The organism is Castellaniella sp. (genome assembly GCF_036379515.1).
Lineage (GTDB): Bacteria > Pseudomonadota > Gammaproteobacteria > Burkholderiales > Burkholderiaceae_B > Castellaniella.
The window spans coordinates 21,864-47,604 of record NZ_DASVGN010000009.1 but is presented as its reverse complement, the minus strand read 5'-3'; the positions used below and the strand labels follow the sequence as shown (position 1 = coordinate 47,604).

Sequence of the window (25,741 nt, the reverse complement as noted above, 5' to 3'; positions counted from 1 at the left end):
TGCACCGTACCCTGTCATTTGGACCACACCAGGAGAACATGCGGGGGGTTTCTCAAAAAAGAAACGCCCGCCGACGCGAGCCGCGCGGCGGGCGGGACAGGCAGAAGCCTGAATGCCAAATTATTCTGCAGCAGAGTCATCCACCTGAAAAGTGACGGGGCGAGCAGGAACAACTGTGGAAATGGCGTGTTTATAGACCATTTGCGTCACGGTATTGCGCAACAGCACTACGTATTGATCAAAGGATTCGACCTGCCCTTGAAGCTTGATCCCGTTGACCAAGTAGATCGAGACAGGCACATGATCCTTGCGCAAGGCGTTCAGGAAGGGGTCTTGAAGAATTTGCCCTTTATTGCTCATGGACGAGGCTCCGGTTATTGAAGTGACGCTGAATTGTTCATTTTAATGCGAATCAACCCTGTAACGGTGGCGTACAGCCGCTGCTCAGGCAGAAAGAATATCTTTTAAAGTATCGCACAGACGCGTGCATTGCTCGGGCGTTCCTACCGTGATGCGCAGGTACTGTCCAATGCGCGGCGCCTGAAAGTGGCGCACCAGAATCGCCCGATCACGCAAACCACGTGCGATGATGGCAGCCTCTTCACGTGGGTGACGTGTGAACACAAAATTGGTCTGCGATGGCAGGACCTCGAAGCCCAATTGCTGCAGACCACTGGTGAGCTGCGTACGGGCTTCGATCACGGCACGGCAGGTGCGATCAAACCACGCAGTGTCTTCCAGGGCAGCCTGTGCACCCGCCAGTGCGACACGATCCAGCGGATAGGAATTGAAACTGTCCTTGACGCGCGTCAGGGCCTGAATCAACTCAACAGGCCCGATCGCATACCCCACCCGCAAGCCGGCGAGTGAACGGGACTTCGACAAGGTATGAACCACGAGCAGGTTCTGAAACTGATCCACGAGCGAGGTAGCGCTCTCGGCACCGAAATCCACGTAGGCCTCGTCGACCACGACCACGCTATCGGGCCGTGCGCGGGCAATGGTGGCGATGTCATCCAGTGGCAACGCACAGCCAGTCGGAGCATTGGGATTGGCAAAAATGATGCCACTGGGCTCCTGATCCGTCTCGCCGGTGTAGTCCGATGCTTTCAGCGACAAATCGTCCGCCAAGGGAATCAGACGATGGGGCACTTCATGGAAGCGGCACCATGTCCGGTAAAAGCTATAGGTGACGTCCGGCAGCCAGAGCTGCCGCCCTCCCCGCAAAAAGAACGCATTGAATACATGAGCCAGAATTTCGTCCGAGCCATTGCCAAGGAACACCTGATCGGGTGTCACACGATGGCACTTCGCTGCCGCCTGCCGCAAGCCCAACCCTTGAAAATCCGGATACAGCCGCAGGTCGTCACCCAAGGCCGCCTGCATGGCCTCGACCGCACGCGGTGACGGCCCGTACGGGTTTTCGTTGGTGTTCAGCTTGAGCAGATCCGGCATCTGAACCTGCTCGCCTGGCACATAGGGCTCCAGACCCGCAATATGGTCACTCCACAACGTGCTCACGACGCTTCTTCCTTCAGGTAGGGGTTGTGCGAAGACTTGAACTCGACGCTCAGCGGGGTCCCCGCCAGTTTGAAGGCCTCGCGAAATTGGCCTTCGAGATATCGTCGATAGGAATCCGGGATCGCATCAAGGGCATTGCCGTGGATGATGATGCGCGGCGGATTCTGGCCGCCCTGGTGCGCATATCGCATCTTGGGCCGGAAAATACCCTTGCGGGGAGGCTGCTGTTGTTCCACGGCCGCTTGCAGCGTACGCGTGAGCTTTGGCGTGGACAGCTTGGCAAATGCGGCCGCGTGCGCCGCGTCGACCGCCTGGAGGACGGCCCCCACCCCCTGCCCGTTCAAGGCCGAAAGATGAAGCACCCGTGCAAACGACAGAAAACGCAACTTGCGGTCGTACTCACGTTGCGCCCATTCGCGTTGCTCGTGGTTGACCGCATCCCATTTGTTCAGCCCGACCACCAGAGCCCGCCCCGCTTCGAGGGCAAATCCCGCGATGTGGGCATCCTGGTCAGAAATACCGGCTTCTGCATCGATGAGAAGCAGCACCACATTGGCCGCCTCAATGGCTTGCAAGGTCTTGATGACTGAAAATTTTTCGACCGTCTCGAAGACCTTTCCCCGGCGACGCAAGCCTGCAGTGTCGATCAGGGTGTAGCGCTTTCCATTACGCTCGAATTCGATTTCGATGGCATCGCGCGTGGTACCCGGCAGATCGTACGCAATGACGCGTTCTTCACCCACCAAGGTATTGATGAGCGTGGACTTCCCGACGTTGGGACGCCCCGCAATAGCCAGTTTGATGCGGTGTACGAGGGGCTCGTCTGCTGCATTTTCGCCTTCAGCCTCCCGGATCTCGCCAGGGACCAGCGATGCCAGGGCCTCTTCGATGAGGTCGGCCACGCCATCGCCATGCGCAGCCGACACCGCATGCGGCTCGCCCAGCCCCAGTTCGTGAAACTGCGCGAGCTCCGCGTGGTCTCGCATGCCTTCCGTCTTGTTGACCGCAAGCATCACCCGCTGCCCCGACTTGCGCAGCAAGCGAGCAATCTCGTGATCGTGCGCATTGATACCGTCGCGCCCATCGACCAGAAACACCACGACGTCAGATTCTGCAATCGCCTGCTCGGTCTGGCGTGCCATCTCGACCAGAATGCCCCTTGTGGCCACCGGCTCGAAGCCGCCGGTATCTACCACGATGAAAGGATGGTCGCCCATACGGCCCTCACCGTAGTGACGGTCGCGGGTCAGCCCCGAGATGTTCGCCACCAACGCCGCTCTGGAGCGCGTCAGGCGGTTGAAGAGTGTGGATTTGCCGACATTGGTACGCCCTACCAGGGCCACCACGGGCTTGAAGCGGAGTTCAGCCACGGACACCCACCAGGATCAGCTTGCCCCCGTCGGTCTGGACCAGCACCCCACGGGGGGTGGCTACCAGCGACGATCGAATGGGGTCACTGCTCAGTTGCAGGCGTGCCATAAGGTGACCATCAGCACGCGAGAGAAAATGCACATAGCCTTGATAATCGCCCAAGGCCACAGCAGGCCCCACCACGGCAGGCGTGGAGAGCTGGCGATTGAGCAGTGCCGACTGCTGCCACAACGAATGGCCATCCTTCACGCCCAGTGCGTGCACCACACTATGGTCGTCGGCCAGGTACAGCGTCTGACCGTCCGTCGTCATACCCGTGGAGGACGAGATGCTTTGAGACCAGAGGGCACGCCCGCCCTGTGCGGCGTCAAAGCAGGTGGTATGACCCTGATAGCTGACAGCGCACAGCGTGGAACCGATCAACTGGGGCGCACCCACGATATCGCTGATGCGCTCGAGATCGGAAGCGCCACGGGTCGCAGACGAAACCGTGCTGTCCCAACGAACCGCGCCGCTGGCTGCATCAATCGCCATCAGGCGGCCATTGGGCATCCCTACGATGACCAGTTGGGGTTCCGCGATCATCTGGATGCTGGTGCGCAACGCTAGCGCCGGGCCTGGTCGCTGCACGTTCCACTTAAGCTTGCCGGTCGCGGCATCAAAGGCCTGCACACGGTAATCGGTCGTGCGCACCACCACAATGCCGTCGCTCACCAAGGGCGGCACATTGACCGCACTATCGGCCTGAGCGTGCCAGAGTTCCTTGCCCTGTGCGTCATACGCCAGCACAACGCCTTTTTGCGTTGCGACGGCGATGGTGCGCCCGTCACTACCGACTCCTGCCGAGAGCGGAGGAGTTGCAATCTGCAAGCGCACTGCGCCCGTGGCAAGGTCTAGCGCTACCAACGAGCCCGATGGGGCCGCTGCATAAACCGTATCGCCCACGACATGAGGAATGAAGCCGTACCCACCGCCACTTCCAAGCGTGGCTGTCCAGACGGGCGCTACCGCCAAAGTGGGCGCGTATTGCGTCAGAGGCGCGGGATCGTAACGCGCGTCTTTTTGGGTGAACAGGCCACAACTGGCCAGACTGGCTGTGGCGACGCCCAGCACTGCCAAACGGTACAAGCGCGTGAAAGATCGCATGGGGAATCAGGCTCCGAGAGCGTCAAGTTTAAGCTGCACGATCTGGGCAGCGGGATCTGTACCCAAAGATTTCAGCGCCTCTTCCCAGGCCTCACGTGCCTGCTGCTTCTGTCCTTGGGCAGCCAGAACGTCGCCACGGCGGTCTGCATACAGCGCGGCAAAGCCGTCAGGGGCCTTCCCTTTGAGCTGATCGAGCGCAGGCTGGTACTGCTTCTGGGCAAGGAGCACGCCCGCCAGGCGCAGGCGAGCTACTGCCTGGAACGCGGGGGAAGACTTATCGCCTACCAGCCATTGCAGTTGGTCGCGAGCCCCATCCAGATCCTTGCGTTGCTGCAGGGCCCACGCGGCCACCAGCACGCCGCGTGCCGTGTAGCCAGAACCCGCATAGTCGGTGCGCAATGCTGCGCTGGCCGCCTTGATGCGGGTGACGGCGTCATCGCCTTGCTGACCGGCGGCGGCCTCGAGCGCTTCATAGTAGCCCATGGCCTGTTCGGCCTGATGCGCCTCGTACCACTGCCAGCCGCGCCAGCCCGCAAAGGCCACCACGATTGCCAGCACCAAAACCATGCTGGCCGTGCCATAGCGTTCCCACCAGGCCTTGAGTGCGTCGATTTTTTCCTGTTCTTCGAGATCGTATGCCATGCCTGAATCAGATCCTTTGTTGCAGTTGTGCAGCCAACTGATCGAACGCGATGGATTCCTGCTGACCCTCGCCAGCCGCATTCGAACGCAGCCATTTTACGGTGGCCATGCCACTCGCGCGCTCGTCATCACCTACGATCACGGCCGCCACGGCGCCGCTTGCGTCTGCACGACGAAATTGTGATTTAAACCCAGTAGACCCTGCATGGACAAGTACCTTCAGGCCTGCGTCGCGCAAGCCTTCAGCCAGACGCGCCGCCTGACGCTGACCCTCGTCGCCCTGATGCACCATGTAGACCTGACATTCAGCTGGTGACCGGTCAGTGGCGCCCTGTTGCCACAAGTCGAGCAGACGCTCCATGCCAATGGCAAACCCCACAGCGGGGGCGGGCTTGCCCCCCAGCAGTTCGACGAGACCGTCGTAGCGTCCGCCCCCGCAGACTGTCCCTTGAGCGCCAAGGCGATCCGTCACCCATTCGAAGACGGTCAGGTTGTAATAATCCAGTCCCCGAACCAGGCGTGGGTTGAGCGTATGGGCAACGCCCGCATCGTCAAGGCGCGCGCACAGACCATGATAGTGAGCAAGCGAGGCATCTCCCAGAAAATCGAACAGGCGAGGAGCCCCGTTGGCCATGTCCTGCATGGCAGGATTCTTGGTGTCGAGAACACGCAGCGGATTGGCATACATGCGCCGGCGCGCTTCCTCGTCGAGCACGTCCTTGTGCTGCTCAAGGTAGGCAATCAGTGCCTCGCGGTGGGCGGCACGCTCGTCGGCCTGCCCCAGCGAATTGATTTCCAGACGAATGTCCGCCAAGCCCATCAGCCGCCACAGCCGCGCCAGCATGAGAATCAGCTCGGCATCGACATCAGGCCCCGGAAACCCCAGGGCTTCCACGTCAATCTGGTGAAATTGGCGATACCGGCCACGCTGGGGACGCTCGTGCCTGAATACCGGGCCCATCGCATACACGCGTCGGGGCCGATCATACAGAAAATTGTGTTCGATGGCCGAGCGGACAACCCCCGCTGTGAACTCTGGACGCAGCGTAAGTTTGTCTTCGTTCAATGGGTCGACGAACGAATACATCTCTTTTTCGACGATGTCGGTGACTTCGCCAATGCCGCGGGTGAAGAGTCGAGTCTGCTCGAGCACGGGGGTGCGCAGATTCTGATAGCCATAGATTGCAAGCCAGTCTCGGACGATTGTCTCGAGCTGCTCCCAGCGGGTAGTTTCGGGCGGCAACGCGTCTTTCATGCCGGTCAAACCGGTGACTTTCTGAAATGCGGACATAAAGTTCAACCCGGATGACGGGCTACGACGCCCGGACGATGAGAAACCGGCGCCGGGGCCAGCTCGGGGATCGGTTCGTGCCCGTAGCGACGGGCTACGTAGTTTTCAATAATGGCCTGGAATTCTTCGGCGATATGATCGCCCTTGAGCGTCACCGTGCGCTTGCCATCGACATACACCGGCGCAGCAGGTACCTCGCCCGTCCCGGGCAGGCTGATGCCAATATCCGCATGCCGACTTTCTCCAGGACCGTTGACCACGCAGCCCATGACGGCAACGTTCATGGTTTCGACCCCTGGATAGCGCGCCTTCCAGGCGGGCATTTGAGTGCGCAGATACCCCTGAATGTCAGCGGCAAGTTCCTGGAACACCGTACTGCTGGTGCGTCCGCATCCCGGACACGACACCACCATGGGGGTAAATGCGCGCAAACCCATGGTCTGCAGGATTTCTTGCGCCACGATGACTTCGCGCGCACGATCGCCGCCCGGATCGGGTGTGAGCGAAATGCGGATCGTATCGCCTATGCCCTGCTGCAGCAACACCGCCAAGGCGGCCGTGGATGCCACGATGCCCTTGGAGCCCATGCCGGCTTCGGTCAAGCCCAGATGCAGCGGGTAATCGCAACGCGCGGAAAGATCCTGGTACACCGCAATGAGGTCCTGAACATGGCTCACCTTGCACGACAGCACGATGGCGTTGCCTGGCAAGCCCAGTTCTTCTGCCCGCTGCGCATTGCTGATGGCCGACACCACCAGCGCCTCGCGCATGACGGCGTTGGCAGCACGCGGCTGGGTACTTTTGGCGTTCTCGTCCATCATCTGCGCCAGCAGCACCTGGTCCAGGCTGCCCCAGTTCACACCAATCCGGATGGGCTTGTCGTTGCGACAGGCGACGTCGATCATCTGCGCAAAATTATCGTCACGATGTTTGCCAGCGCCCATGTTCCCCGGATTGATCCGGTATTTGGACAAGGCCTGCGCACACTCGGGAAACTGCGTCAGGAGCTTGTGGCCGTTGTAGTGAAAATCACCTACCAGCGGAACCGGGACATTCATGCGATCAAGATGTTCGCGCAACGACGCCACCTGGGCGGCGGCCTCTGGCGTGTTCACCGTGACGCGAACCAGCTCGGAGCCGGCCTCCCAGAGCTCGCGGACCTGCTGCGCGGTAGCAACCGGGTCTGCCGTGTCGGTATTCGTCATGGATTGCACCACGACAGGTGCCCCGCCACCGACTTGAACCACATGCCCGCCCCAACGGACGGACACCGCTCGAGTCTGCCGGCGCGCAGCAACCGAGGGTTCGAATTCTTCAGATACCACAGTCATGGACGCAAAGCCTTCAGCCAATCGAATATCAGCCACTGATCGGGAACCCAACCACGGTCGATGGCGTAGAACCCGACGACGCAAAAAAGAATCAGGATGAGCAGCAACCAGGCCCAGGTGCGATGCGCCGGTTCACCGGCCGGCGTGATGTCAGCCTGCTGCAACGCCCGGCGGGCGCTCAGCGCCGTCACGGTCGGCTGCGGCCCCGTGGGGCCCACGGTATCGTCCAGTTGCTTCAGAGAGGCCTCGACATCGCCTTGCAGGTAGCGCACGTAGTTGCGCACCAGGCCACGCAACGGCACACCGTGCGGCAAGCGATCCCAGGAACAGGCCTCGAGATAACCCAACTGCAACGCCGAATACTTGGTGCGGGCAGATGCCTCGGCCAACGTCAGGCCGCGCGCCTCCCGAAGCGCCTTGAGCGCATCGCCCAGCGAACCTTGCGGCGCACCACCTGCATCGGGACGATTCAAGCCATCATTGGGAAGGTCACTCATCCGTGTTCCTTGTTTCGTATGACAATGCGCGCCCGATCAGGCTTGCGTTCGTTGATGCGAGTACGATCCTGAACCTCGCCCGCCAGCTGGCCACAGGCGGCGTCGATGTCGTCGCCACGCGTCTTGCGCACAGTCACCGTGAGACCAGCGTCAGTCAGCTGCTGCGCAAACAGCCGGATACGAGCAATCGGTGAGCGCTTCAGACCAGACTGAGGGAAGGGATTGAAGGGAATCAGGTTGAACTTGCAACGCACCTGCCGAGCGACTTCGATGAGCCCCTTGACCTGTTCGTCACCATCATTGACCCCGTCGAGCATAATGTACTCGAAGGTGATGAAATCGCGCGGCGCGACTTCCAGGTAGCGATTGCAGGCAGCCAGCAATTCAGCCAGTGGATACTTGCGATTGAGCGGCACCAGCTCATCGCGTAATTCGTCAGTGGGGGCATGCAACGAAACCGCCAGGGCCACAGGACAATCCTGCGCGAGGCGATCCATCATCGGAACCACGCCCGACGTGCTGACCGTCACGCGGCGGCGCGAAAGCCCATAAGCATGGTCGTCGACCATGAGCCGCAAGGCGCCCAACACCTGGTCGTAGTTCAGGAGCGGTTCGCCCATCCCCATCATGACCACGTTACTGACTGGCTGCGGCGATTCCACCGCTGCGCCATTGAGACGCGCGCCAGCAGGATCGGCCCGCAAGGCGCGATTGGCGTACCAGAGCTGGCCGACGATTTCTGCGGTGTTCAGGTTGCGGCTGAAGCCCTGGTACCCCGTCGAGCAGAACGGACACCCCACCGCACAACCAGCCTGACTCGAGACGCACAAGGTCCCTCGATCGTCTTCGGGGATATAGACCGTTTCGACTGCATTGCCCATCCCCATGTCGAACAGCCACTTGCGCGTGCCATCGGCCGAACGTTTTTCGATATTGAGGGGGGGAGCCTGGACCACGCAATGCGCTTCGAGCTGGGCACGAAATTCTTTGGCAAGGTCGCTCATGTCAGAAAAATGATCCACCCCGCGCTGGTGCACCCACTGGGACAGCTGGCGGGCACGGAAAGGCTTGCCCCCCCACTGCGCCACCAGCGAGACCAGTGCAGCAGGGTCCAGCCCCAACACGTTGGCCGCCGCCCCCCGCACCGTGGGGGCAGGCAAGACGGGCTTGAGCACGTCGGCAATAGCGGTATCAAGAGCAGACATGAAACGAACTCATTCAATAAGAAGCCGAAAAAGGCCGGCATGCGCACGCCGGCCTACAGACATCAACGGCTATGGATCTGGCTTTCCGGGAAGAAGAACGCAATTTCTACAGCAGCCGTTTCGGGAGCGTCAGAGCCGTGCACTGCGTTGGCATCGATGCTGTCCGCAAAATCGGCGCGAATCGTACCGGCGGCGGCCTTCTTGGGATCCGTCGCACCCATCAGGTCACGGTTCTTGGCAATGGCGTTGTCACCTTCGAGCACTTGCACGAACACCGGGCCTGACACCATGAAATCAACCAGATCCTTGTAGAACGGACGTTCTTTGTGCACGGCATAAAAACGCTGCGCCTCTTCGCGCGAGAGTTGCTGCAAACGAGCCGCAACCACCTTGAGGCCGGCTTTTTCGAAACGAGCAACAACTTGGCCGATCACGTTCTTGGCGACGGCATCGGGCTTGATGATGGAAAGAGTGCGTTCAATAGCCATGAAAGATTCCACAAGATAGACAAAGGACAAAAAAAGCGATCCAAGGATGCAAATTGCAGCCCTGAAAATCGTTTTCTCAATGAAAACAAAGACTTTATTCAAACTGACGATAACCCGGCATTTTAACATGCACGGCTTTTGCACCAAGCGCCTAAAATGAGACTTTTTCACAAGCCCACCCCGATCACGGCGCGGGCGCCCACCATTAAGACCCCATGAGCGATTCCTCTTCCTCCTTGCCCAAGAGCTTTGAACCCCAGGACATCGAGTCCCGCTGGTATGACGAATGGAACCGCCGTGGCCTTTTTGCAGGGGGACAGCACGTTGCGGCAGCGTCTGGGCACGCCGCTGAGGCGTTTGCGATCCAGTTCCCTCCCCCCAACGTGACAGGCACCCTGCACATGGGTCACGCCTTCAATCAGACCATCATGGATGGCTTGATCCGCTATCACCGGATGCGCGGTGACGACACGGTGTTCATCCCTGGAACCGACCATGCAGGCATCGCGACGCAGATCGTGGTGGAACGCCAGCTCGATGCCGAGGGCATTTCGCGTCACGACCTGGGCCGCGAAAAATTCCTGGAACGCGTCTGGGCCTGGAAGGAAAAATCAGGCAGCACGATCACTGGCCAGTTTCGCCGCCTGGGGTCGTCTTGCGACTGGTCGCGTGAATACTTCACCATGGACGAGAACCTCTCGCACGGCGTGGTCGAAGTGTTCGTCAAGCTCTACGAACAAGGCCTCATCTACCGCGGCAAGCGCCTCGTGAATTGGGACCCGGTGCTAGGTACGGCAGTTTCCGATCTCGAGGTCGTGAGTACCGAAGAAGAAGGCCACATGTGGGAAATCCGCTACCCACTCACGACACCGGTCGGCGGTACGACCCATCTGGTGGTGGCCACTACGCGCCCCGAAACCATGCTGGGCGACGTCGCCGTGATGGTGCACCCAGACGACGAGCGCTACGCGCACCTGGTGGGCCATACCGTGACCCTGCCGCTGGTAGGGCGCGAGATTCCCATCATTGCCGACGACTATGTGGACCGGGAATTCGGCACTGGAGTGGTCAAGGTCACTCCCGCCCACGACTTCAACGACTACGCCGTGGGCCAACGCCACGCCCTGCCCATGATCAGCGTCCTCACGCTGGACGCCAGGATCGTGGACGACGCACCCGAACCCTACCGAGGGCTGGACCGCTACGAAGCGCGGACGCGTATCGTGGCCGATCTCGATGCCCGCGGGCTGCTGCAGCAGGTGCGCGACCACAAACTCATGGTGCCGCGCGGTGATCGCACCAACAGCGTGATCGAACCCATGCTGACGGACCAATGGTTCGTGGCCATGAGCAAGCCCGCTCCCGCCAACAGCCTGCATCCGGGCAAGAGCATTACACAGGTGGCGCTCGAGGTCGTGGCCGATGGCCGCGTGAAATTCGTCCCCGAAAACTGGACTACCACCTATAACCAGTGGCTCGAAAAAATTCAGGACTGGTGCATCTCACGGCAACTGTGGTGGGGCCACCAGATCCCGGCATGGCACGCGGAAGACGGCCGCATTTTCGTGGCGCGATCAGCCGAAGAGGCGCAGGCCAAGGCGCGCGCGGAAGGTGTCATGGGGACACTGACCCGCGACCCAGACGTGCTGGACACCTGGTTTTCCTCGGCACTGGTCCCCTTTACGGACCTTGGCTGGCCGCGCGAGACACCAGACCTCGCCCGCTATCTTCCTTCTGGCGTGCTGGTCACCGGCTTCGACATCATCTTCTTCTGGGTGGCTCGCATGATCATGATGAGCATGCACCACACGGGTCAGGTGCCTTTCCGGACGGTCTACGTGCACGGGCTCGTGTGCGACATGGAAGGCAAGAAGATGTCCAAGTCCAAGGGCAACACCATAGATCCGGTGGACCTGATCGACGGTATCGAGCTGGACCCGCTGATCGCCAAACGGACGGTGGGGCTCATGAACCCTCGCCAGGCTGACAAGATCCGCAAGCGCACCCGCAAAGACTACCCTGAGGGCATTCCAGCCTACGGTGCGGATGCGCTGCGCTTTACCATGGCGGCCTACGCGACACTGGGCCGCAACATCAACTTTGACCTCAAGCGCTGCGAGGGCTACCGGAATTTCTGCAACAAGCTCTGGAACGCGACACGCTTCGTACTCATGAACGTGGAAGGCCAGGCACTGGGTACCCCACAGCCCGGCGATCTCTCGTTCGTGGACCGCTGGATCATCGACGGTTTGCAGCACCTCATTGCCGACGTGCATGCGGGGTTCGAGCAATACCGCTTTGATCAAGTGGCCGATCGGCTCTACCACTTCATCTGGGATGAATACTGCGACTGGTACGTGGAACTTGCCAAGGTGCAGCTCCAGGCAGGTACCGAGGCACAGCAGGCGGCCACGCGTCGCACGCTCATCCACGTGCTGGAAACGCTGCTGCGCCTGATTCACCCGATCATGCCCTTCATCACGGAAGAGCTTTGGCAAAAGGTGTCTGTGGCGGCGGGGGTACGCGCCGAGCAAACACCCGCCAGCATCAGCACTCAGCCTTACCCCGATGCGCGCAGCACGCTGCACGATACAGAAGCGGCAGCCCACATGGCCGAGCTCAAGTCACTCACGGATGCCATCCGGGCACTGCGAGGAGAAATGAACCTTGCGCCAGCCCTCAAGGTTCCGCTGCTGGTCCAAGGAAGCTCGCTCAACCTGAACGACTTTGCACCGTACCTGATGGCGCTGGCGCGACTTAGCGAGGTCCAGGCGGTGGAACACTTGCCAGACTTGGGCGCACCGGTTCAAGTCGTGGGCACCACGCAGCTCATGCTGCGCGTAGAAGTCGACGTCGCTGCCGAGCGTATCCGCCTGGACAAGGAAATCGATCGGCTGCAAAAGGAAATCGGCAAGGCCATCGCCAAGCTCGATAACGAAAGCTTCGTGGCGCGGGCACCTGCCGCCGTCGTGGACCAAGAGCGGCTGCGGCTGGTGCAGTTCAACGAGACACTGGAACGCGTCAAGGCCCAACGCCAGAAGCTGTAATCGGCTTGCTCACCTTGGTTCTGCAACCCAGACTACTTGCCTGGAGGCGGAACCAAGGGGCCATCACGCATCAGAACGTGGAAGCACAATGCCCGCCGCTGGGCGCCACACCCGAGCCCACGGCAATCAGCGGCGGCTCGGCCCGTACATTGACAGGGGCGCTGTGCGCCCAATCCCAGGCGAAAAAGCCCAGGAACACCAGCCAGAAGATCGTCGCCCAAAATTTGGAGTTCATGGCGCTATCCCTCAGGCAAACACGCGGCGGCGAACCCGCACGCCAATCAGCGAGCCCAGGAATGCCATAGGCACCCAAATCCAGCCATGCAGGCTGCCCGTAGAGATTCCACTGACCATGGCACCAATGTTGCAGCCAAAGGCAAGCCGCGAGCTATAGCCCAACAACAGCCCTGCCACCAGGCCTACAATCCATTGCGTCGCATTGAGCTGCTTGGCCGCCTTCACAGGTTTGCCCAGACCGATCCACAACGCACCCGCCAAAATCCCGATGTTGGTGATGGAGGTCACGTCCAGGAAGATGGATTGCGAGAGCGTCATGGCGTTCGTAGGCTCGCTCCAGAAGGCATTGGCGGCCGGGTTGAACAAATGACCTGCCGCTGCGATCTTGGCCGCCCATAGCCCGAAACCGTAGACGATCCCCCAGGGTTGCCCAGCGATCACGAAGTTCAAAACCGCCAGGATCGCCAACAGAACCGCACCCACCAGCAACTTTTTATCCCAAAGGCGCGCCGCAACGCGCACGTCTGCGGAAGGGCGCACCCCGCGGGCCGACGCCGCTGTGCCGCTTCGAGTGCCACGCCGTGTCCAATGCGTCACTCCCACGCCCACGATGAACAGCCCCGCCAGAGTGATGGCAAGCGCCTCGGGGGCACCAAAGTGTGCCACCAGGCCGTACGGAGGCAAGGCACCCAATGACAGCCAGTTTTCGAGCGTGGCCGACCCCAGAAAGCTGCCTACTGCAAAGACAGGCAGGATGGCCATATTCAAGGTGAAGCCCATGCCCGCCTTGTACAAAGTGCCTGAACCACAGCCATCGGCCACCTGCATGCAGGCACCGAACACAAAGGCACCCACAATGAGGCTAATGCTTGGAGGCCCCAGAGCCGCCCCCAAATCAGTGGGATACGCAGCCAATAGCGGCATGGAAGCGGCTGCGGCCAGCCCCAGGAGCACCAATTGAGCAATCACGCCCGAAGGATCGCGCTGTTCAATCAGCTTGCGCCAACCCGTGGTGAAGCCAAAGCGGGCACCCGCAAGCACCAGCCCCAACCCCAGCCCCACCAAAAACAGCAAGGCCTGACGCAGTGCCACTGACCAGGCCAGAAAAACCGTGAAGGCGACAATAGCCGCCGCCAGAGGAATACGCTTCATGTCAGCCCAGTACGCCCTTGAGCTTGTTCAGAATCTGCGTCCCCCGGCCAGGGACGTTTTCCATGGGAAGCGAAGCGCTTTGCGACCACTCGGCCAGTGACTCGGGGTAGAGGCGTACATTCTTCTCTCCGAGCACCTCAGAGAGCGCGAACCAGTCGGTAGCGGCCCAATGACCCGTATTGCAGAAAGAGATGGTTTCTTTGGCAGGCCCGTTGGGCAACAGCTTGGCCGCTACCGCACGCGCCTGATCCACAGGAAGGAAAATCGACGTACCCGGTTCGAACCAACGGCTGTTCTCGACGTTGACGGCCCCCTTGATCGTCCCCGGCACTTTCGCGGTGGGCGCCTTGACCTTGCCCAGGTAAAAATCCAGCGGGCGAGCATCGATGAGCTGTGTCTGGGGGTTCCCCACCTGAGCGGCCACCTGCGGGGTTTCGGCGATGATGTCTTCGTCCAGGTGCGCCACGTAGGCGGTGGGCTTCACGGTGGGGACAGTCTGATCGTGCGAGAGCCCCGCATCGGTCCAGGCCTTGTAGCCGCCATTGAGCACGGACAGATTCGTGAGCCCAAGATACTTCAAAGTCCAGTACACCCGAGCAGACGCGCCAAAGTCTGTGCTGTCCGACCCCGAAGACACCACGACGGCATGCGACTGTGCATCCACGCCCAGGTTGCGCACCAGATCGGTGAGTTGAGCCACCGGCGGCAGCTTGCCCGGGTTATTGGCCGGGCCGCGCCATTGTGCGTAAGGGGCAGAAACGGCCCCTGGAATATGACCTGCCGCGTATTGATCCGCCGGCCGAATGTCGATGACGCGGACTTCGGGTGCCTGACGGGTGGCATCCAGCTGTGCGGGCGTCAGTAGGGGCTGCCCAGCCCAGGAGGCGGACGATGCGCCCAGCGTCAGGACGAATCCGCCCAATACGGCCAACAGGGATTTCATGATTCAGACTCGAAGGAGAAGAGGTGAACATTCTCGCAAATCCTCTGCACTTCTCAAACCATTTTTATATAACTTTAAGTAATTAAAAGACCACACGCTGCACACAGCGGCCCAGGTCAGAGTTTCCGCAGTAACCCAGCCCGATTGGCCGGAATCACCTGCACGATGCCTGCGGCGCTGTCGGTCGCACGCGCAAGCGCATTCTGAGCACTGTCTCCCAGCGCCCAGGCATGCACGAAGGTCGAGGCAAACGCATCGCCCGCACCAATGGTGGACACCGCAGTGACGGGCCTTGCCGCATGGAAACACTCCTGGGCGCCATCGAAGAACACGGCCCCTGCCGCACCCAGAGTGACCAGCACGTGCTGGCCAGGTCGACGCACCAATTTCCGCGCCAGAGACTCGGCAGCCTCGACGGATACGGCATCTGCATCGGGCACACTCTCGTCGCACAACCGGGCGGCCTCGCTCGCGTTGACACACAGGAGATCTGCGCGCTTCCACAGGCCCTCCAAGGCTTGCGGATGCGACAACTGGCGCGCACCAGGCGTGACCACCAGCCGAAACGTGGGTGTTTCCATCGAGGACAGCGCCTGCTCCAGCCAGGCCTGGGACTTCAAGGACAAGCCAGTGACGTACACGACATCAGCCTGGTCGAGCCCCTGAAACCCCTGCTCACCCACCCAAGCGCTGGCCCCGCGCTGCGCGTAGGCACGCGCGGCACCCGACTCGTCGACCATGACCACCGATTTGCCCGTGGGAAGCGTGTGATCGGGAATGTCGGCACGCACATGGTGTCTTTGCAAGAGGTCGCGAATCAGCCCGCCTTCCAGATCGCGGCCCACACAGGCGTGAATGCTCACCTCACCGCCGAGGGCCGCCATGTTCAGTGCGGCGTTCACTGCCCCGCCCCCCGCGTACAGGCCGATATGATCCACGTCCTGCTTGGCACCCAGCACAGGCCGCACGCGCGCCACCACGATGTCCACAATGGCTGCGCCTATGGTCGTAAACCGCATGTTGTCTCCACACTATAAAGCTGGGGTTTACCCTGGTCAGGGTTACACTGGCGGCTTATTTTCTCACGTCTGACTCATGACCCGCCCCCTTCCCACCGCCATGCCGGGCCAACCGTCACGCGCACCGGCCAGTGCGGGTCTGGTGCTCTTCGCCTTGGCCATCGGCGCCTTCGCCATTGGCACCACCGAATTCGCCACCATGAGCCTGCTGCCGTACTTTGCACAGGATTTGGGCATCGATGCACCCACGGCCGGCCACGTCATCAGTGCGTACGCGCTGGGCGTCGTGGTGGGAGCACCGCTTCTGACTGTACTGGCGGCGCGTGTCGCCCGTCGTACGCTGCTCATCGCACTCATGGGTACCTTCGCGCTCTTCAATGGCCTGTGCGCGTTGGCGCCCAGCTACCATGCCCTGCTGGTACTACGGTTTCTGAGCGGTCTGCCGCACGGCGCCTACTTCGGTATCGGCTCGCTGGTGGCCGTCTCACTGGTCCCGCATTCGAAGCGCAACCAGGCGGTGGGCCGCATGTTTCTAGGGCTCACCGTCGCCACCATCGTAGGCGTCCCATTCGCCAACTGGCTGGGACACGCGCTGAGCTGGCGCTGGGGATTCGGCCTGGTCAGCGTCTCGGGCCTCGTCACCATGGCCCTGGTCGCCCGGCTGGCACCCCCCAGCCCACCCGAACCAGGAGCCAGCCCCTGGCAGGAGCTGGGTGCGCTCAAGCACCTGCAGGTCTGGCTGACGCTCGCGACAGGCGCCATTGGATTCGGCGGCCTCTTTGCAGTCTACACGTACCTGGCCGACGTCCTCCTGCAGGTCACGCACGTCTCGCCAGACACCATCCCATTTGTGCTGGCGCTCTTTGGCATAGGGCTGACGCTGAGCAACATCATCATGCCCTGGCTGGCGGACCGAGCCCTGATGCCGACGGCAGCAGGATTGCTGCTCTGGAGTGCCGCCGCCACCGCGTTGTTTCCCTTTGTGGCGGGGCACCTCTGGGCGCTGAGTATCGACGTGTTCTTCATCGCGTTCGCCGGGTCGCTGGGGACCATTCTGCAAACGCGGCTCATGGACGTGGCACAACACGCACAAGGACTGGCCGCTGCGCTGAACCACTCAGCCTTCAACTTCGCAAACGCGCTCGGCCCGCTCCTGGGCGGCCTGGCGATCGCTGGCGGCTACGGGTGGACATCGCCTGGATGGGTGGGCACGGCCCTGGCGCTGGGAGGATTTGCGATCCTGATGATATCCGTCTATGTGGATCGATCACGCCGGGCACGAACGGTGGCCCAGGCTTAGTGCCCAGTTTGCCTCATCTGCCCACTCACCGGTCAAACGAAAAACGAGAGCACTCAGCCGATCTTATCCTGCGTGCGGTCCTGAAAATCGGACGCAGCGTGACGCTCCCGCAGTTGATGGGCAGGATCGCCCGAGGTACGGTTCACCATCCGCCCCCGTTGGACCGCGGGACGCTGCGCAATGGTCTTGGCCCACCGCATCACATGGGTGTAGTCCTGGGCTGACAGGAACTCCGCTGCACCATAGGCCTCGTTGAGCACGAGGCCCCCGTACCAGGGCCAGATGGCGATATCCGCAATGGTGTATTCGTCCCCCGCCACGAACGGATGCTGGGCAAGGCGTTGATCCAGCACGTCGAGCTCGCGCTTGACCTCCATGGCGTAGCGGTTGATGGCGTACTCGATCTTGACCGGCGCATAGTTGTAGAAGTGCCCGAAGCCACCGCCCAGGAAAGGCGCCACCCCCACCTGCCAGAAGAGCCACGACAGACATTCCGTACGCCCCGCCAGATCGCGCGGCAAAAAGGCGCCAAATTTTTCAGCCAGATACAGCAAGATGGAACCCGATTCAAAGATGCGAATGGGCTCGGGGCCGCTACGGTCGACCATCGCCGGAATCTTGGAATTGGGATTGACGGCCACGAAACCGCTTCCGAACTGATCGCCTTCGCCAATGCGAATGAGCCAGGCGTCGTATTCTGCGCCTGCATGCCCGGCCGCCAGCAGCTCTTCGAGCATGATGGAAACCTTCTGTCCATTTGGCGTTGCCAGGGAATACAGCTGCAGTGGGTGCTTTCCCACGGGCAACTCTTTTTCGTGCGTTGCCCCCGCCACGGGCCGATTGATATTCGCAAAACGCCCACCGCTGGGTTGTTCCCACGCCCAGACCTTGGGTGGAACATAGTCATAAACCGTACTCATCTCGAATCCTTCAAGAAAGACGCGCAGCGGCACCACCCGCTGCCGAGGCTCCGTGTGTCAGTAATGTGGGGGACGTTCGTTGGCCTGCAGTCCGGCCAGCGAACCGCCACCCGAGAGCTGCTGCTGACGGCGAACCTCGGCGAGTTCGCGCGCCAGCGCTTCCATGAGCTCGCGCTGACGGAACACCGTACGGTTCAGCTCATCAAGCAGGTCTTCGGCCAGCGCCAGCTTGGATTCCAGCGTGACCAGCCGCGAATCCAGAGTCGTATCAATCGTCATGGGACAAGCATACTGCATCGTTCGAAAGTCACCGTCATGCCCCTACTCCACTCTCAGACGCAGCCCACGTTGGATAATTCGTGAACCCCTGGGCGCCGCCGCCAAACAGGTGATCGGTATCCAGAGGATTGAGCGGCCATCCCTGACGAAAGCGTTCGGGCAAGTCAGGGTTGGCCACAAAGGGGCGGCCAAAGCCGATCAAGTCGGCCCAGCCGCGCGCAATGGCGTCTTCAGCCCGTGCCTGCGTGTACTTTCCTGCATAGATCAGAGTGCCGGAATAGATCATGCGCAGCGCTTCCTTGAACGCAGGCGGCATGAACGGTGCATCTTCCCAATCTGCTTCGGCGATGTGGACATACGCCACCCCCAGACCGTCCAGCAACTTGGCAGCCGCCAGATACGTTGCCTGCGGGGTCTCGTCGATGGAGCCCGCCAAAGTCGTCAGGGGTGACAGTCGCACACCCACTCGTTCACGCCCTGCCACAGCAATCACGGCCTGAGTAACTTCATGCAGGAATCGCAGCCGTTTCTGCAAGGTTCCACCATAGGCATCGGCACGATCATTGACCCCCGAATCAATGAACTGATTCACCAGATAGCCGTTGGCAGCGTGGATCTCCACCCCATCAAAGCCCGCCGCCAGCGCGTTGCGTGCGCCCTGGGCAAAATCTTGCACAACCAGAGCGATCTCGCGCTCGGTGAGCGCGTGGGGCTTCGAGTGCTGCACCATGCCTCCCACACCGCCTTCAGGTCCGCGATGATCAGGGTCGATGAAGACCTTGACGCCTTCCGCAATTTTTTCGGACGAGGATACGGGCGGCCGGCCTCCGGGTTGCAAAGACACATGAGAAATGCGTCCTACGTGCCAGAGCTGCAGGAAGATACGACCTCCCTCCGCATGCACCTTGGCCGTGACCTGCTTCCAGCCTGCCACTTGCTCGGCGCTGTGAATGCCAGGCGTCCATGCGTAGCCCTGCCCCTGTTGGCTCACCTGCGTCCCCTCGGTGATGATGAGCCCAGCCGACGCGCGCTGCGCATAGTATTCAGCCATAAGCGCCGTGGGCACGTTGCCCGGCCCCGAGCGCGAGCGGGTCATGGGGGGCATGAGAATGCGATTGGGAAGCGTCAAGGCTCCCAATCGATAAGGCGTGAACAGCACGATGAATGACTCCTGCAACAAGCGGCATACCGCCCGATCAATAGAGCATCATCGTACTGCGAACGCCAGCGCCACCCGGCGACCGCACCTGCCCCTCACGCGGCGAAGAAGTCTCCAAGCAGGCCAGCCACCACTTTGGTCGCCCCGAGCAAGTCGGACAGCACCACGTGCTCGTCGGCCTGCTTGGCGCAAGATTCTTGCACCGTTCGCGGCCCCGCCCCATACATGACGGTCGGAATCCCCTGCTCGGCATACAGGCGGGCGTCGGCGTACAAGGGCGTGCCCACAGCCGCAATATCCTCGCCAAAGACCTGGCGGGCATGCGCCTGCAGGCTGGCGACCAAGCGCTCATGCCCTGGCAACGGCCGCAAGGCACGGGCCAGCAGCAAGCGGCGGATATTCACCGTAATGCCCGGCAGCCCCGCGACGGCACCGAGAATGAAAGCACGGACTTCGGCTTCGACCTGCGTGGGATCTTCTTCAGGAATCAGGCGCCGGTCCATCTTCAGCACCACTCGGCCAGGGACGACATTCGTGTTCGTCCCGCCATTGATGCAACCCACGATCATCGTCGGGCTGTCGATGCCGGAAATGTTTGAATGGATGTCATCGAGACTATCCGCCTGGCGGTAGATTTCGGCCAGAATGCAGGACGCCGCACGAAGCGCATCATGACCCGTCTTGGGTGCCGAGCCATGGGTCGCCTTGCCATCGACAGTCACCTCGAACTGCAAGCAGCCATTATGTGCCGTCACGACAGCATGGCTGAAGCTCGCGCAGACCACATAATCGGGGTGCGTCAGACCCCGCTGCAGCAGCCAGCCCGGTCCTTTGAGGCCGCCGAATTCCTCGTCGTACGTGAAATGCAGCTCCACAGTGCCCTTCAAGGGCGCACCGCTGGCCTCCAGGGCACGGACCGCGTGCAGATAGGTGGTGAAGTCCGACTTGGACACCGCAGACGCTCGCCCGTACAGGCGGCCATCCACCACCTCGCCACCATAGGGGTCATGCGCCCAACCCTCACCGGGAGGGACCACGTCGCCATGTGCATTGAGCGCAATCACGGGGCCGCCCGCCCCGTAGCGGCGACGCGCGACCAGATTGGTGATGCTTCGCATGCCATAAGTCTGCACCTCGGCATCAGGAACGACGTGACGCTCGACCGTCCACCCCCACCCTTCCAGCAATCGAGCCACGGCTTCGGCATGAGGTGCCGTATCGCCCGGCGGGGTATCCGTCGGAATGGCCACCAGCCGCTGCAGCAGCGCGACCTGCTCATCAAAATGCGCATCCACCCACTGCTGCAGGGCCTCATTCAGACCAACCTTGCCGGTGTGCGTATTCGCTTCCATGAAATCTTCGCTCAACAGGGCTGGCACGTCGCAGCCGAATAAGAAAACAGGCGCCCGGGAGCGCCTGTGGTGTGCACCGCAAAAACTTACTTTGCGAGCCGGCCCCAGATCCGAACGCGACTGATACCGCCATCCGGGAACATGTTGACGCGCACGTGCGACACCGGCCCCTTGAACAGGATATCGGCTCCTTCGAAGAAATGTTGTTTATCCATATCGGTCTTGTGCTCACCCAGAACGGCCGGCCAGAACATGGCTTGCGTCACCAGGGATTGATCGGTGCTTTCGTCTACCTTGGCGCCCATCACCGACACGCGATCAGGGTAGTTACCCTTGAAGTGTGCCGTGTCGATCTCGATTTTTTCGACAGTCACCGCATGGCCCAGCTCGATGATGATCCAGTCGTTGCCCGGCTCGCGGCGCCGGCGGGTTTCCCAGCCGTCGCCCATGTTGGCGCCGCGACCCGCCTTGAGGATGACAGTGGGGGTGCCGTAGTGGGCATCGCTGTAGGCAACGACACGGCCACCCTGGGCCAGGGCCGATACCTCGTAGAGCGCCTTCGGGTCCTGCTTTTCCCAGTTGCAAGCCGGCTGGCCATAGACACGCAGACGCGCCACCCCGCCGTCGGGGAAGATGCTCAGGCGGACGTGCGTCCAGACCCGGTCATCGGTGATTTCGACGAAATGGTGAGCATTACCCTGCAACGAACGGGCCGGCACGAGTTCTACCCACTGAGTCTGTTCGTTCGGTTCGCCTTCGCAATGGGCCACGTGCACCGAAGCGGCTGGCGGGAAATTGCCGGTAAAGTGGCTGGTATTGATATCCAGGCCTTTGATAGTGCCGGGCAGACCCAGCTTGATGACGGCATGGTCATTACCACCGTTGCGACGGCGACGGGTTTCCCAGCCATCCATCCACTTGCCATGCTCGTCGAACTTGCCCACGACGAAGACCGGCTCGGAATCCTGCAACATGCGCGTCGCTGACGCGAAAAACTGGTCCGTGCAGGACACGATGGTCGTGCCCAGGCTTTCGCTGGCCAGGTTCGGGTGGCGGGTAGCAAAGGCGGGCAGCTCGACGACGGGTGCGTCGACGATAGTCCCTACGGGCAGATTGGGAGTTGCCATGACAGAAGCTCCTGAGATTGAGATTGAAGGAGGGTGCGGCCAGCGCACCCGATGAACTGAATGCGCCCTCAGGCTGCCTTGAACGGGTGTTCTTTGGCCCAATGGTGTGCGATGTCGGCGCGCGTAGCGATCCAGACGCGATCGTGCTTCTGCACGTGATCCAGGAAGCGCTGCAAGCCTGCCAGCCGGCCCGGACGCCCGGACAGGCGGCAGTGAATCCCGACCGACATCATCTTGGGAACGGTGTCGCCTTCGGCATACAGCACATCAAAGGCATCACGCAAATAGTGGAAGAAATGGTCCGCCGTGTTGAACCCTTGTGGCGAGGCAAAACGCATGTCGTTGGTATCCAGGGTATAGGGCACCATCAGCTGCGGATGCTTCTTGCCATTGCCCAGGTCCACTTCCGTCCAGAACGGCAGGTCGTCGCCATAGTAATCGGCGTCGTACAGGAATTTGCCTTCTTCGGCCACGATGCGCAGCGTATTGGGGCTGTCGCGGCCGGTATACCAGCCGTCGGGGTGGCGTCCCAGCACCCGCGTCACGATATCCAGGCAACGCTGAAAATGCTCTCGCTCGACGGTCTCGGACACATTCTGATAGTGAATCCAGCGGTAGCCATGACAGGCGATCTCGTGCCCGGCTTCGACAATGGCGCGCGCCACGTCGGGGTTGCGCTCCAGCGCCATGCCCACGCCAAAGACGGTCAGCGGCAACTTGCGGCGTTCGAATTCACGCAAAATGCGCCACACACCGGCCCGCGAGCCGTATTCGTAGATGGATTCCATCGAAAGATGGCGATCGGGGTACGACTCGGCACCAATGATTTCGGACAAGAACTGCTCTGAGCCCGGGTCCCCGTTCAGCACGCAGTTTTCGCCGCCCTCTTCGTAGTTCATCACGAACTGCACGGCGACGCGAGCTTTGCCGGGCCAATTGGCCTGGGGCGGCGTGCGGCCATACCCAATCAGGTCACGAGGATACTTGTTGTCTGACATGAACAGCCTCCTGAAAATAGACTCAGAGTTGCGCGGGAAACGCGGCCCACGGATCTGAAGTCACCGCACCCGGTTCCTCCATCCGCAACTCGCAATCCTGCAAGTGGTGATCCATGGCGGCGCGCGCGCTGTGCGCGTCGCGGCGAGCCAAATAATCCAGAATCTCGCGATGTTCGACATACGAGCAGGTGCTTCCCCCGGTCGTATCGCCCAGCGCGATGATGAGCGTGGTGCGCGCGCACAGACCAGTCAACAGGTCGGTGAGCACCTCGTTGTCGAGCAGCTGCGCAAGCTCGACATGAAACGCATTGGACAGGCGAATCCAGCTGATGCGATCGCCGCGCTCGAAGGCCTGTTGCTCACGATCCACCATCTGGCGCAGCGGCACAAGGCGCGTCTCGATGTCGTCCACGGCTGCAAGCATGTCGAGCACGATGTCTTCCAGCGCCCGGCGCGTGGCAAAAACGTCGCGAATTTCCTTGGGGGTAGCCTGCCAGACCCGTGCGCCGCGATTGGGTTCAATGACCACGATCTTGTCATGCGCCAGGCGAGCCAGGGCGGCGCGCACCGTGCTGCGCGAACACTGAAACGCCGAACACAGCGTCGCTTCCGTCAGCTTGGCGCCAGGCAGCAGGCGGCGATCCATGGCGGCATCAAAGACTTCGCCATACACGCGGTCCACCTCGGAGCGCTCCTGCACCGGGCGCGGGTCTCGCAAGGCAGAGGCCCGAGGCGCCTGCAGGTCCGGTACGCCAGCACGATCAGGTTTGAGCTCCAGCATATGCAGTAGAATTCGGTTCACCAAAATTGTTGACAATTATTGTGGACCAGACGAAAATCGTCAACACAAATTGTTGACAATAATTCAAACCGTTCTGCCCCCAAGTCATTTCAGGCTCACGCCCAAGACTTGAGAACCGCTGTCCTGCAGCGGGCCGGCCATACCGGGGGCCATTTGGCAGAACTCTGACCGGAGACAAATCCCATGGGAAAACTTTCCACCCATGTACTGGACACCGTGCACGGTGTTCCGGCCCAGGGCGTCGCTCTGGAACTGTATCGCCTGCAGGGTGACACCCGTACCCTGCTCACCCAAACCACCACCAACGCCGACGGCCGCTGCGATGCGCCGCTTCTGAGCGGTACCGACTTCGCACAAGGGGTCTACGAACTGGTGTTCCACGCGGGTGACTACTTTGCGCGCCAAGGCGTCACCCTCCCCGAACCCCGCTTCGTGGACCAGGTGGTGCTACGCTTTGGCATTGCGGACCCCACCCAGAACTACCACGTCCCGCTGGTCGTCACACCGTGGACCTGGTCCACGTATCGCGGCAGCTGATCGCCTGCTCCACTGCGCACGGCTTTCACGGCAAGCCTTGCTTGCCCCTGCGCAGAACGCCACTTGAACGCATTCGTGGAGACTCCTCATGGAAGGATATTTTCTGGACTACGGCAACCTGCTGCTGCGCTGGTTGCACGTCATCGCCGCCATCGCCTGGATTGGCGAATCGTTTTACTTCGTGATGCTGGACCTGAGCCTGCACAAACCCCACACTGAACGCGCTAAGCAACTGGGCGTCTTTGGTGAACTGTGGGCCGTGCACGGTGGTGGCTTCTACCACAACGAAAAATACATGACCAACCCGGCTGAACTGCCGGACGATCTGCACTGGTCGTTCTGGAAGGCCTACACCACCTGGTTATCAGGCTTTGGCCTGTTCCTGCTGCTGTACTGCCTGAACGCCAACATCTACCTGGTCAACCCCAACAGCCCGTGGGCCTGGGTGCGCGGCATGAACGGCCCCGAGGCCGGCCTGGTCGCCATCGCCTTCCTGATCGTGGGCTACAACGTGTATTCACGCCTGTGCCGCATCATCAGCCCCACCGTGAATCACGATGGCTGGCTCAGCGTCGCCGTGGGCGTGATGATGGTGTTTGCATCGTGGCTTTCGACCCAGATATTCCCGGGGCGCGCCGCCTTCCTGCTGGTGGGCGGGCTTATGGCCACCTGCATGGCCTGGGGCGTGTTCTTCTGGATCATCCCCGGCCAGCGCCGCATGGTGAAAGCACTGAAGGCCGGTGAAACACCCAACGCGCTGGATGGCGCCTGGGGCAAGCAACGCTCGGTGCACAACACCTACTTCACGCTGCCCGTGATCTTCCTGATGCTCAGCAACCACTACTCGTTCACCTACACGAACGAGCACGCCTGGATCATCATGAGCCTGTTCATCTTTGCCGGCGCGGCTATCCGCCAGTACTTCGTGCTGCGCCACACGGGCAAGAATGATTTGCGCTTCCCGGCAGTCGGCATCATCCTGCTGGCCATCATCGGCTGGCTGGCCATGCCGACCCCGGCGCCCGCCCCAGCGCCTGTTGCGGCAGGGGCTGTCAGCCAAGCCGGTGCCGCAGGCGCTGCCACCCAGACCGGTACGACGCTTGCCCAAGTGCACAGCATCCTGCAAGCCCGTTGCATCGAGTGCCACTCGGCCAAGCCTACGCAAGCAGGCTTTGCCTCGGCCCCTGCCGGCATCATGCTGGATACGCCCGAAGAGGCCCTGCAGCACGCCACCCAGATCAAACAAGTGGTGGGCAGCAAATACATGCCTCTGGCCAACCTGACCAAGATGACGGACGACGAACGCGCCGTGATCGCGGCCTGGAACGGAAAGTAATCAGGCATAGCCCAGGCTGGCGCCGTCAGGCCCCAAAGAAG

General features: G+C 61.4%; 25 protein-coding genes. 4 read left to right on the top strand and 21 right to left on the bottom strand.

The genetic code is table 11. The features are described 5' to 3' along the window. Window positions 1-120: 120 nt before the first annotated feature. The 10 genes from hfq to ndk all read right to left on the bottom strand — a co-directional run bounded on the left by hfq (window position 121) and on the right by ndk (window position 9,492). Window positions 121-360: an RNA chaperone Hfq gene (hfq, locus tag VF285_RS02765; protein WP_346951089.1), complete on the bottom strand. Its 240-nt coding sequence runs from the start codon at window positions 358-360 to the stop codon at window positions 121-123. 84 nt (window positions 361-444) lie between these two features. Beyond that, a complete protein-coding gene (hisC, locus tag VF285_RS02760; protein WP_346951088.1) occupies window positions 445-1,521 on the bottom strand; it encodes a histidinol-phosphate transaminase in 1,077 nt (358 codons plus the stop codon). Further along, a complete protein-coding gene (gene der / locus VF285_RS02755; protein WP_346951087.1) occupies window positions 1,518-2,891 on the bottom strand; it encodes a ribosome biogenesis GTPase Der in 1,374 nt (457 codons plus the stop codon). The genes hisC and der overlap by 4 nt, the downstream gene beginning before the upstream one ends. Next, a complete protein-coding gene (bamB, locus tag VF285_RS02750; RefSeq protein ID WP_346951086.1) occupies window positions 2,884-4,038 on the bottom strand; it encodes an outer membrane protein assembly factor BamB in 1,155 nt (384 codons plus the stop codon). The genes der and bamB overlap by 8 nt, the downstream gene beginning before the upstream one ends. Before the next feature lie 6 nt (window positions 4,039-4,044). Next, on the bottom strand, window positions 4,045-4,680 hold the full coding sequence (locus VF285_RS02745) for a tetratricopeptide repeat protein (RefSeq protein ID WP_346951085.1): 636 nt from the start codon (window positions 4,678-4,680) through the stop codon (window positions 4,045-4,047). Between the two features lie 7 nt (window positions 4,681-4,687). Next, window positions 4,688-5,971, bottom strand: a complete 1,284-nt coding sequence (gene hisS, locus VF285_RS02740; RefSeq protein WP_346951084.1) for a histidine--tRNA ligase — start codon at window positions 5,969-5,971, stop codon at window positions 4,688-4,690. Between the two features lie 5 nt (window positions 5,972-5,976). Beyond that, on the bottom strand, window positions 5,977-7,302 hold the full coding sequence (ispG, locus tag VF285_RS02735; RefSeq protein ID WP_346951083.1) for a flavodoxin-dependent (E)-4-hydroxy-3-methylbut-2-enyl-diphosphate synthase: 1,326 nt from the start codon (window positions 7,300-7,302) through the stop codon (window positions 5,977-5,979). Next, a complete protein-coding gene (locus tag VF285_RS02730) occupies window positions 7,299-7,799 on the bottom strand; it encodes a helix-turn-helix transcriptional regulator (protein ID WP_346951082.1) in 501 nt (166 codons plus the stop codon). The genes ispG and VF285_RS02730 overlap by 4 nt, the downstream gene beginning before the upstream one ends. Continuing rightward, window positions 7,796-9,004: a 23S rRNA (adenine(2503)-C(2))-methyltransferase RlmN gene (gene rlmN, locus VF285_RS02725; protein ID WP_346951081.1), complete on the bottom strand. Its 1,209-nt coding sequence runs from the start codon at window positions 9,002-9,004 to the stop codon at window positions 7,796-7,798. Before rlmN ends, VF285_RS02730 begins: the two co-directional genes overlap by 4 nt. Before the next feature lie 62 nt (window positions 9,005-9,066). Next, window positions 9,067-9,492, bottom strand: coding sequence for a nucleoside-diphosphate kinase (gene ndk, locus VF285_RS02720; protein WP_346951162.1), 426 nt, complete (start codon window positions 9,490-9,492; stop codon window positions 9,067-9,069). Window positions 9,493-9,707: 215 nt separating this feature from the next. On the opposite strand from ndk, the gene VF285_RS02715 reads away from it, so the two are divergent. Continuing rightward, window positions 9,708-12,539: a valine--tRNA ligase gene (locus VF285_RS02715; RefSeq protein WP_346951080.1), complete on the top strand. Its 2,832-nt coding sequence runs from the start codon at window positions 9,708-9,710 to the stop codon at window positions 12,537-12,539. 70 nt (window positions 12,540-12,609) lie between these two features. On the opposite strand, the gene VF285_RS02710 is transcribed toward VF285_RS02715, so the two are convergent. From VF285_RS02710 to VF285_RS02695, 4 genes are all read right to left on the bottom strand, one after another. Then, window positions 12,610-12,774 carry a hypothetical protein gene (locus tag VF285_RS02710; RefSeq protein WP_346951079.1) on the bottom strand — a complete coding sequence of 55 codons (165 nt, stop codon included), beginning with the start codon at window positions 12,772-12,774 and terminating at the stop codon, window positions 12,610-12,612. 11 nt (window positions 12,775-12,785) lie between these two features. After that, on the bottom strand, window positions 12,786-13,928 hold the full coding sequence (locus tag VF285_RS02705; protein ID WP_346951078.1) for a YeeE/YedE family protein: 1,143 nt from the start codon (window positions 13,926-13,928) through the stop codon (window positions 12,786-12,788). Between the two features lies 1 nt (window position 13,929). Beyond that, window positions 13,930-14,871, bottom strand: a complete 942-nt coding sequence (locus VF285_RS02700) for a sulfurtransferase (RefSeq protein WP_346951077.1) — start codon at window positions 14,869-14,871, stop codon at window positions 13,930-13,932. A 116-nt stretch (window positions 14,872-14,987) separates the two neighbouring features. Then, window positions 14,988-15,890 (bottom strand): carbohydrate kinase family protein, encoded by a 903-nt coding sequence (locus VF285_RS02695; protein WP_346951076.1) that lies wholly within the window; start codon window positions 15,888-15,890, stop codon window positions 14,988-14,990. Window positions 15,891-15,966: 76 nt separating this feature from the next. Here VF285_RS02695 and VF285_RS02690 point away from each other — a divergent pair, with 76 nt between their 5' ends. Continuing rightward, entirely contained in the window at window positions 15,967-17,190 is a 1,224-nt protein-coding gene (locus VF285_RS02690) for an MFS transporter (RefSeq protein WP_414648051.1), read from the top strand. 53 nt (window positions 17,191-17,243) lie between these two features. Here VF285_RS02690 and yghU read toward each other — a convergent pair whose 3' ends face one another. The 7 genes from yghU to VF285_RS02655 all read right to left on the bottom strand — a co-directional run bounded on the left by yghU (window position 17,244) and on the right by VF285_RS02655 (window position 23,806). Next, entirely contained in the window at window positions 17,244-18,110 is an 867-nt protein-coding gene (gene yghU / locus VF285_RS02685) for a glutathione-dependent disulfide-bond oxidoreductase (protein ID WP_346951075.1), read from the bottom strand. A gap of 57 nt (window positions 18,111-18,167) precedes the next feature. After that, window positions 18,168-18,389 (bottom strand): SlyX family protein, encoded by a 222-nt coding sequence (locus VF285_RS02680; protein ID WP_346951074.1) that lies wholly within the window; start codon window positions 18,387-18,389, stop codon window positions 18,168-18,170. A gap of 34 nt (window positions 18,390-18,423) precedes the next feature. Continuing rightward, window positions 18,424-19,548, bottom strand: a complete 1,125-nt coding sequence (locus tag VF285_RS02675) for an alkene reductase (protein ID WP_346951073.1) — start codon at window positions 19,546-19,548, stop codon at window positions 18,424-18,426. A 95-nt stretch (window positions 19,549-19,643) separates the two neighbouring features. Continuing rightward, window positions 19,644-20,900, bottom strand: coding sequence for a M20/M25/M40 family metallo-hydrolase (locus VF285_RS02670; protein WP_346951072.1), 1,257 nt, complete (start codon window positions 20,898-20,900; stop codon window positions 19,644-19,646). A gap of 86 nt (window positions 20,901-20,986) precedes the next feature. After that, window positions 20,987-22,027 (bottom strand): allantoicase, encoded by a 1,041-nt coding sequence (alc, locus tag VF285_RS02665; protein WP_346951071.1) that lies wholly within the window; start codon window positions 22,025-22,027, stop codon window positions 20,987-20,989. Between the two features lie 68 nt (window positions 22,028-22,095). Beyond that, window positions 22,096-23,025, bottom strand: coding sequence for an allantoinase PuuE (gene puuE / locus VF285_RS02660; RefSeq protein WP_346951070.1), 930 nt, complete (start codon window positions 23,023-23,025; stop codon window positions 22,096-22,098). A 22-nt stretch (window positions 23,026-23,047) separates the two neighbouring features. Continuing rightward, window positions 23,048-23,806 carry a GntR family transcriptional regulator gene (locus VF285_RS02655; RefSeq protein WP_346951069.1) on the bottom strand — a complete coding sequence of 253 codons (759 nt, stop codon included), beginning with the start codon at window positions 23,804-23,806 and terminating at the stop codon, window positions 23,048-23,050. A gap of 204 nt (window positions 23,807-24,010) precedes the next feature. Between VF285_RS02655 and uraH the strand changes: the two genes are divergently transcribed. Together uraH and VF285_RS02645 are read left to right on the top strand one after the other, a co-directional pair. Continuing rightward, window positions 24,011-24,364, top strand: a complete 354-nt coding sequence (uraH, locus tag VF285_RS02650) for a hydroxyisourate hydrolase (protein ID WP_346951068.1) — start codon at window positions 24,011-24,013, stop codon at window positions 24,362-24,364. 88 nt (window positions 24,365-24,452) lie between these two features. Continuing rightward, a complete protein-coding gene (locus tag VF285_RS02645) occupies window positions 24,453-25,700 on the top strand; it encodes a urate hydroxylase PuuD (RefSeq protein ID WP_346951067.1) in 1,248 nt (415 codons plus the stop codon). Window positions 25,701-25,741 lie beyond the last annotated feature (41 nt).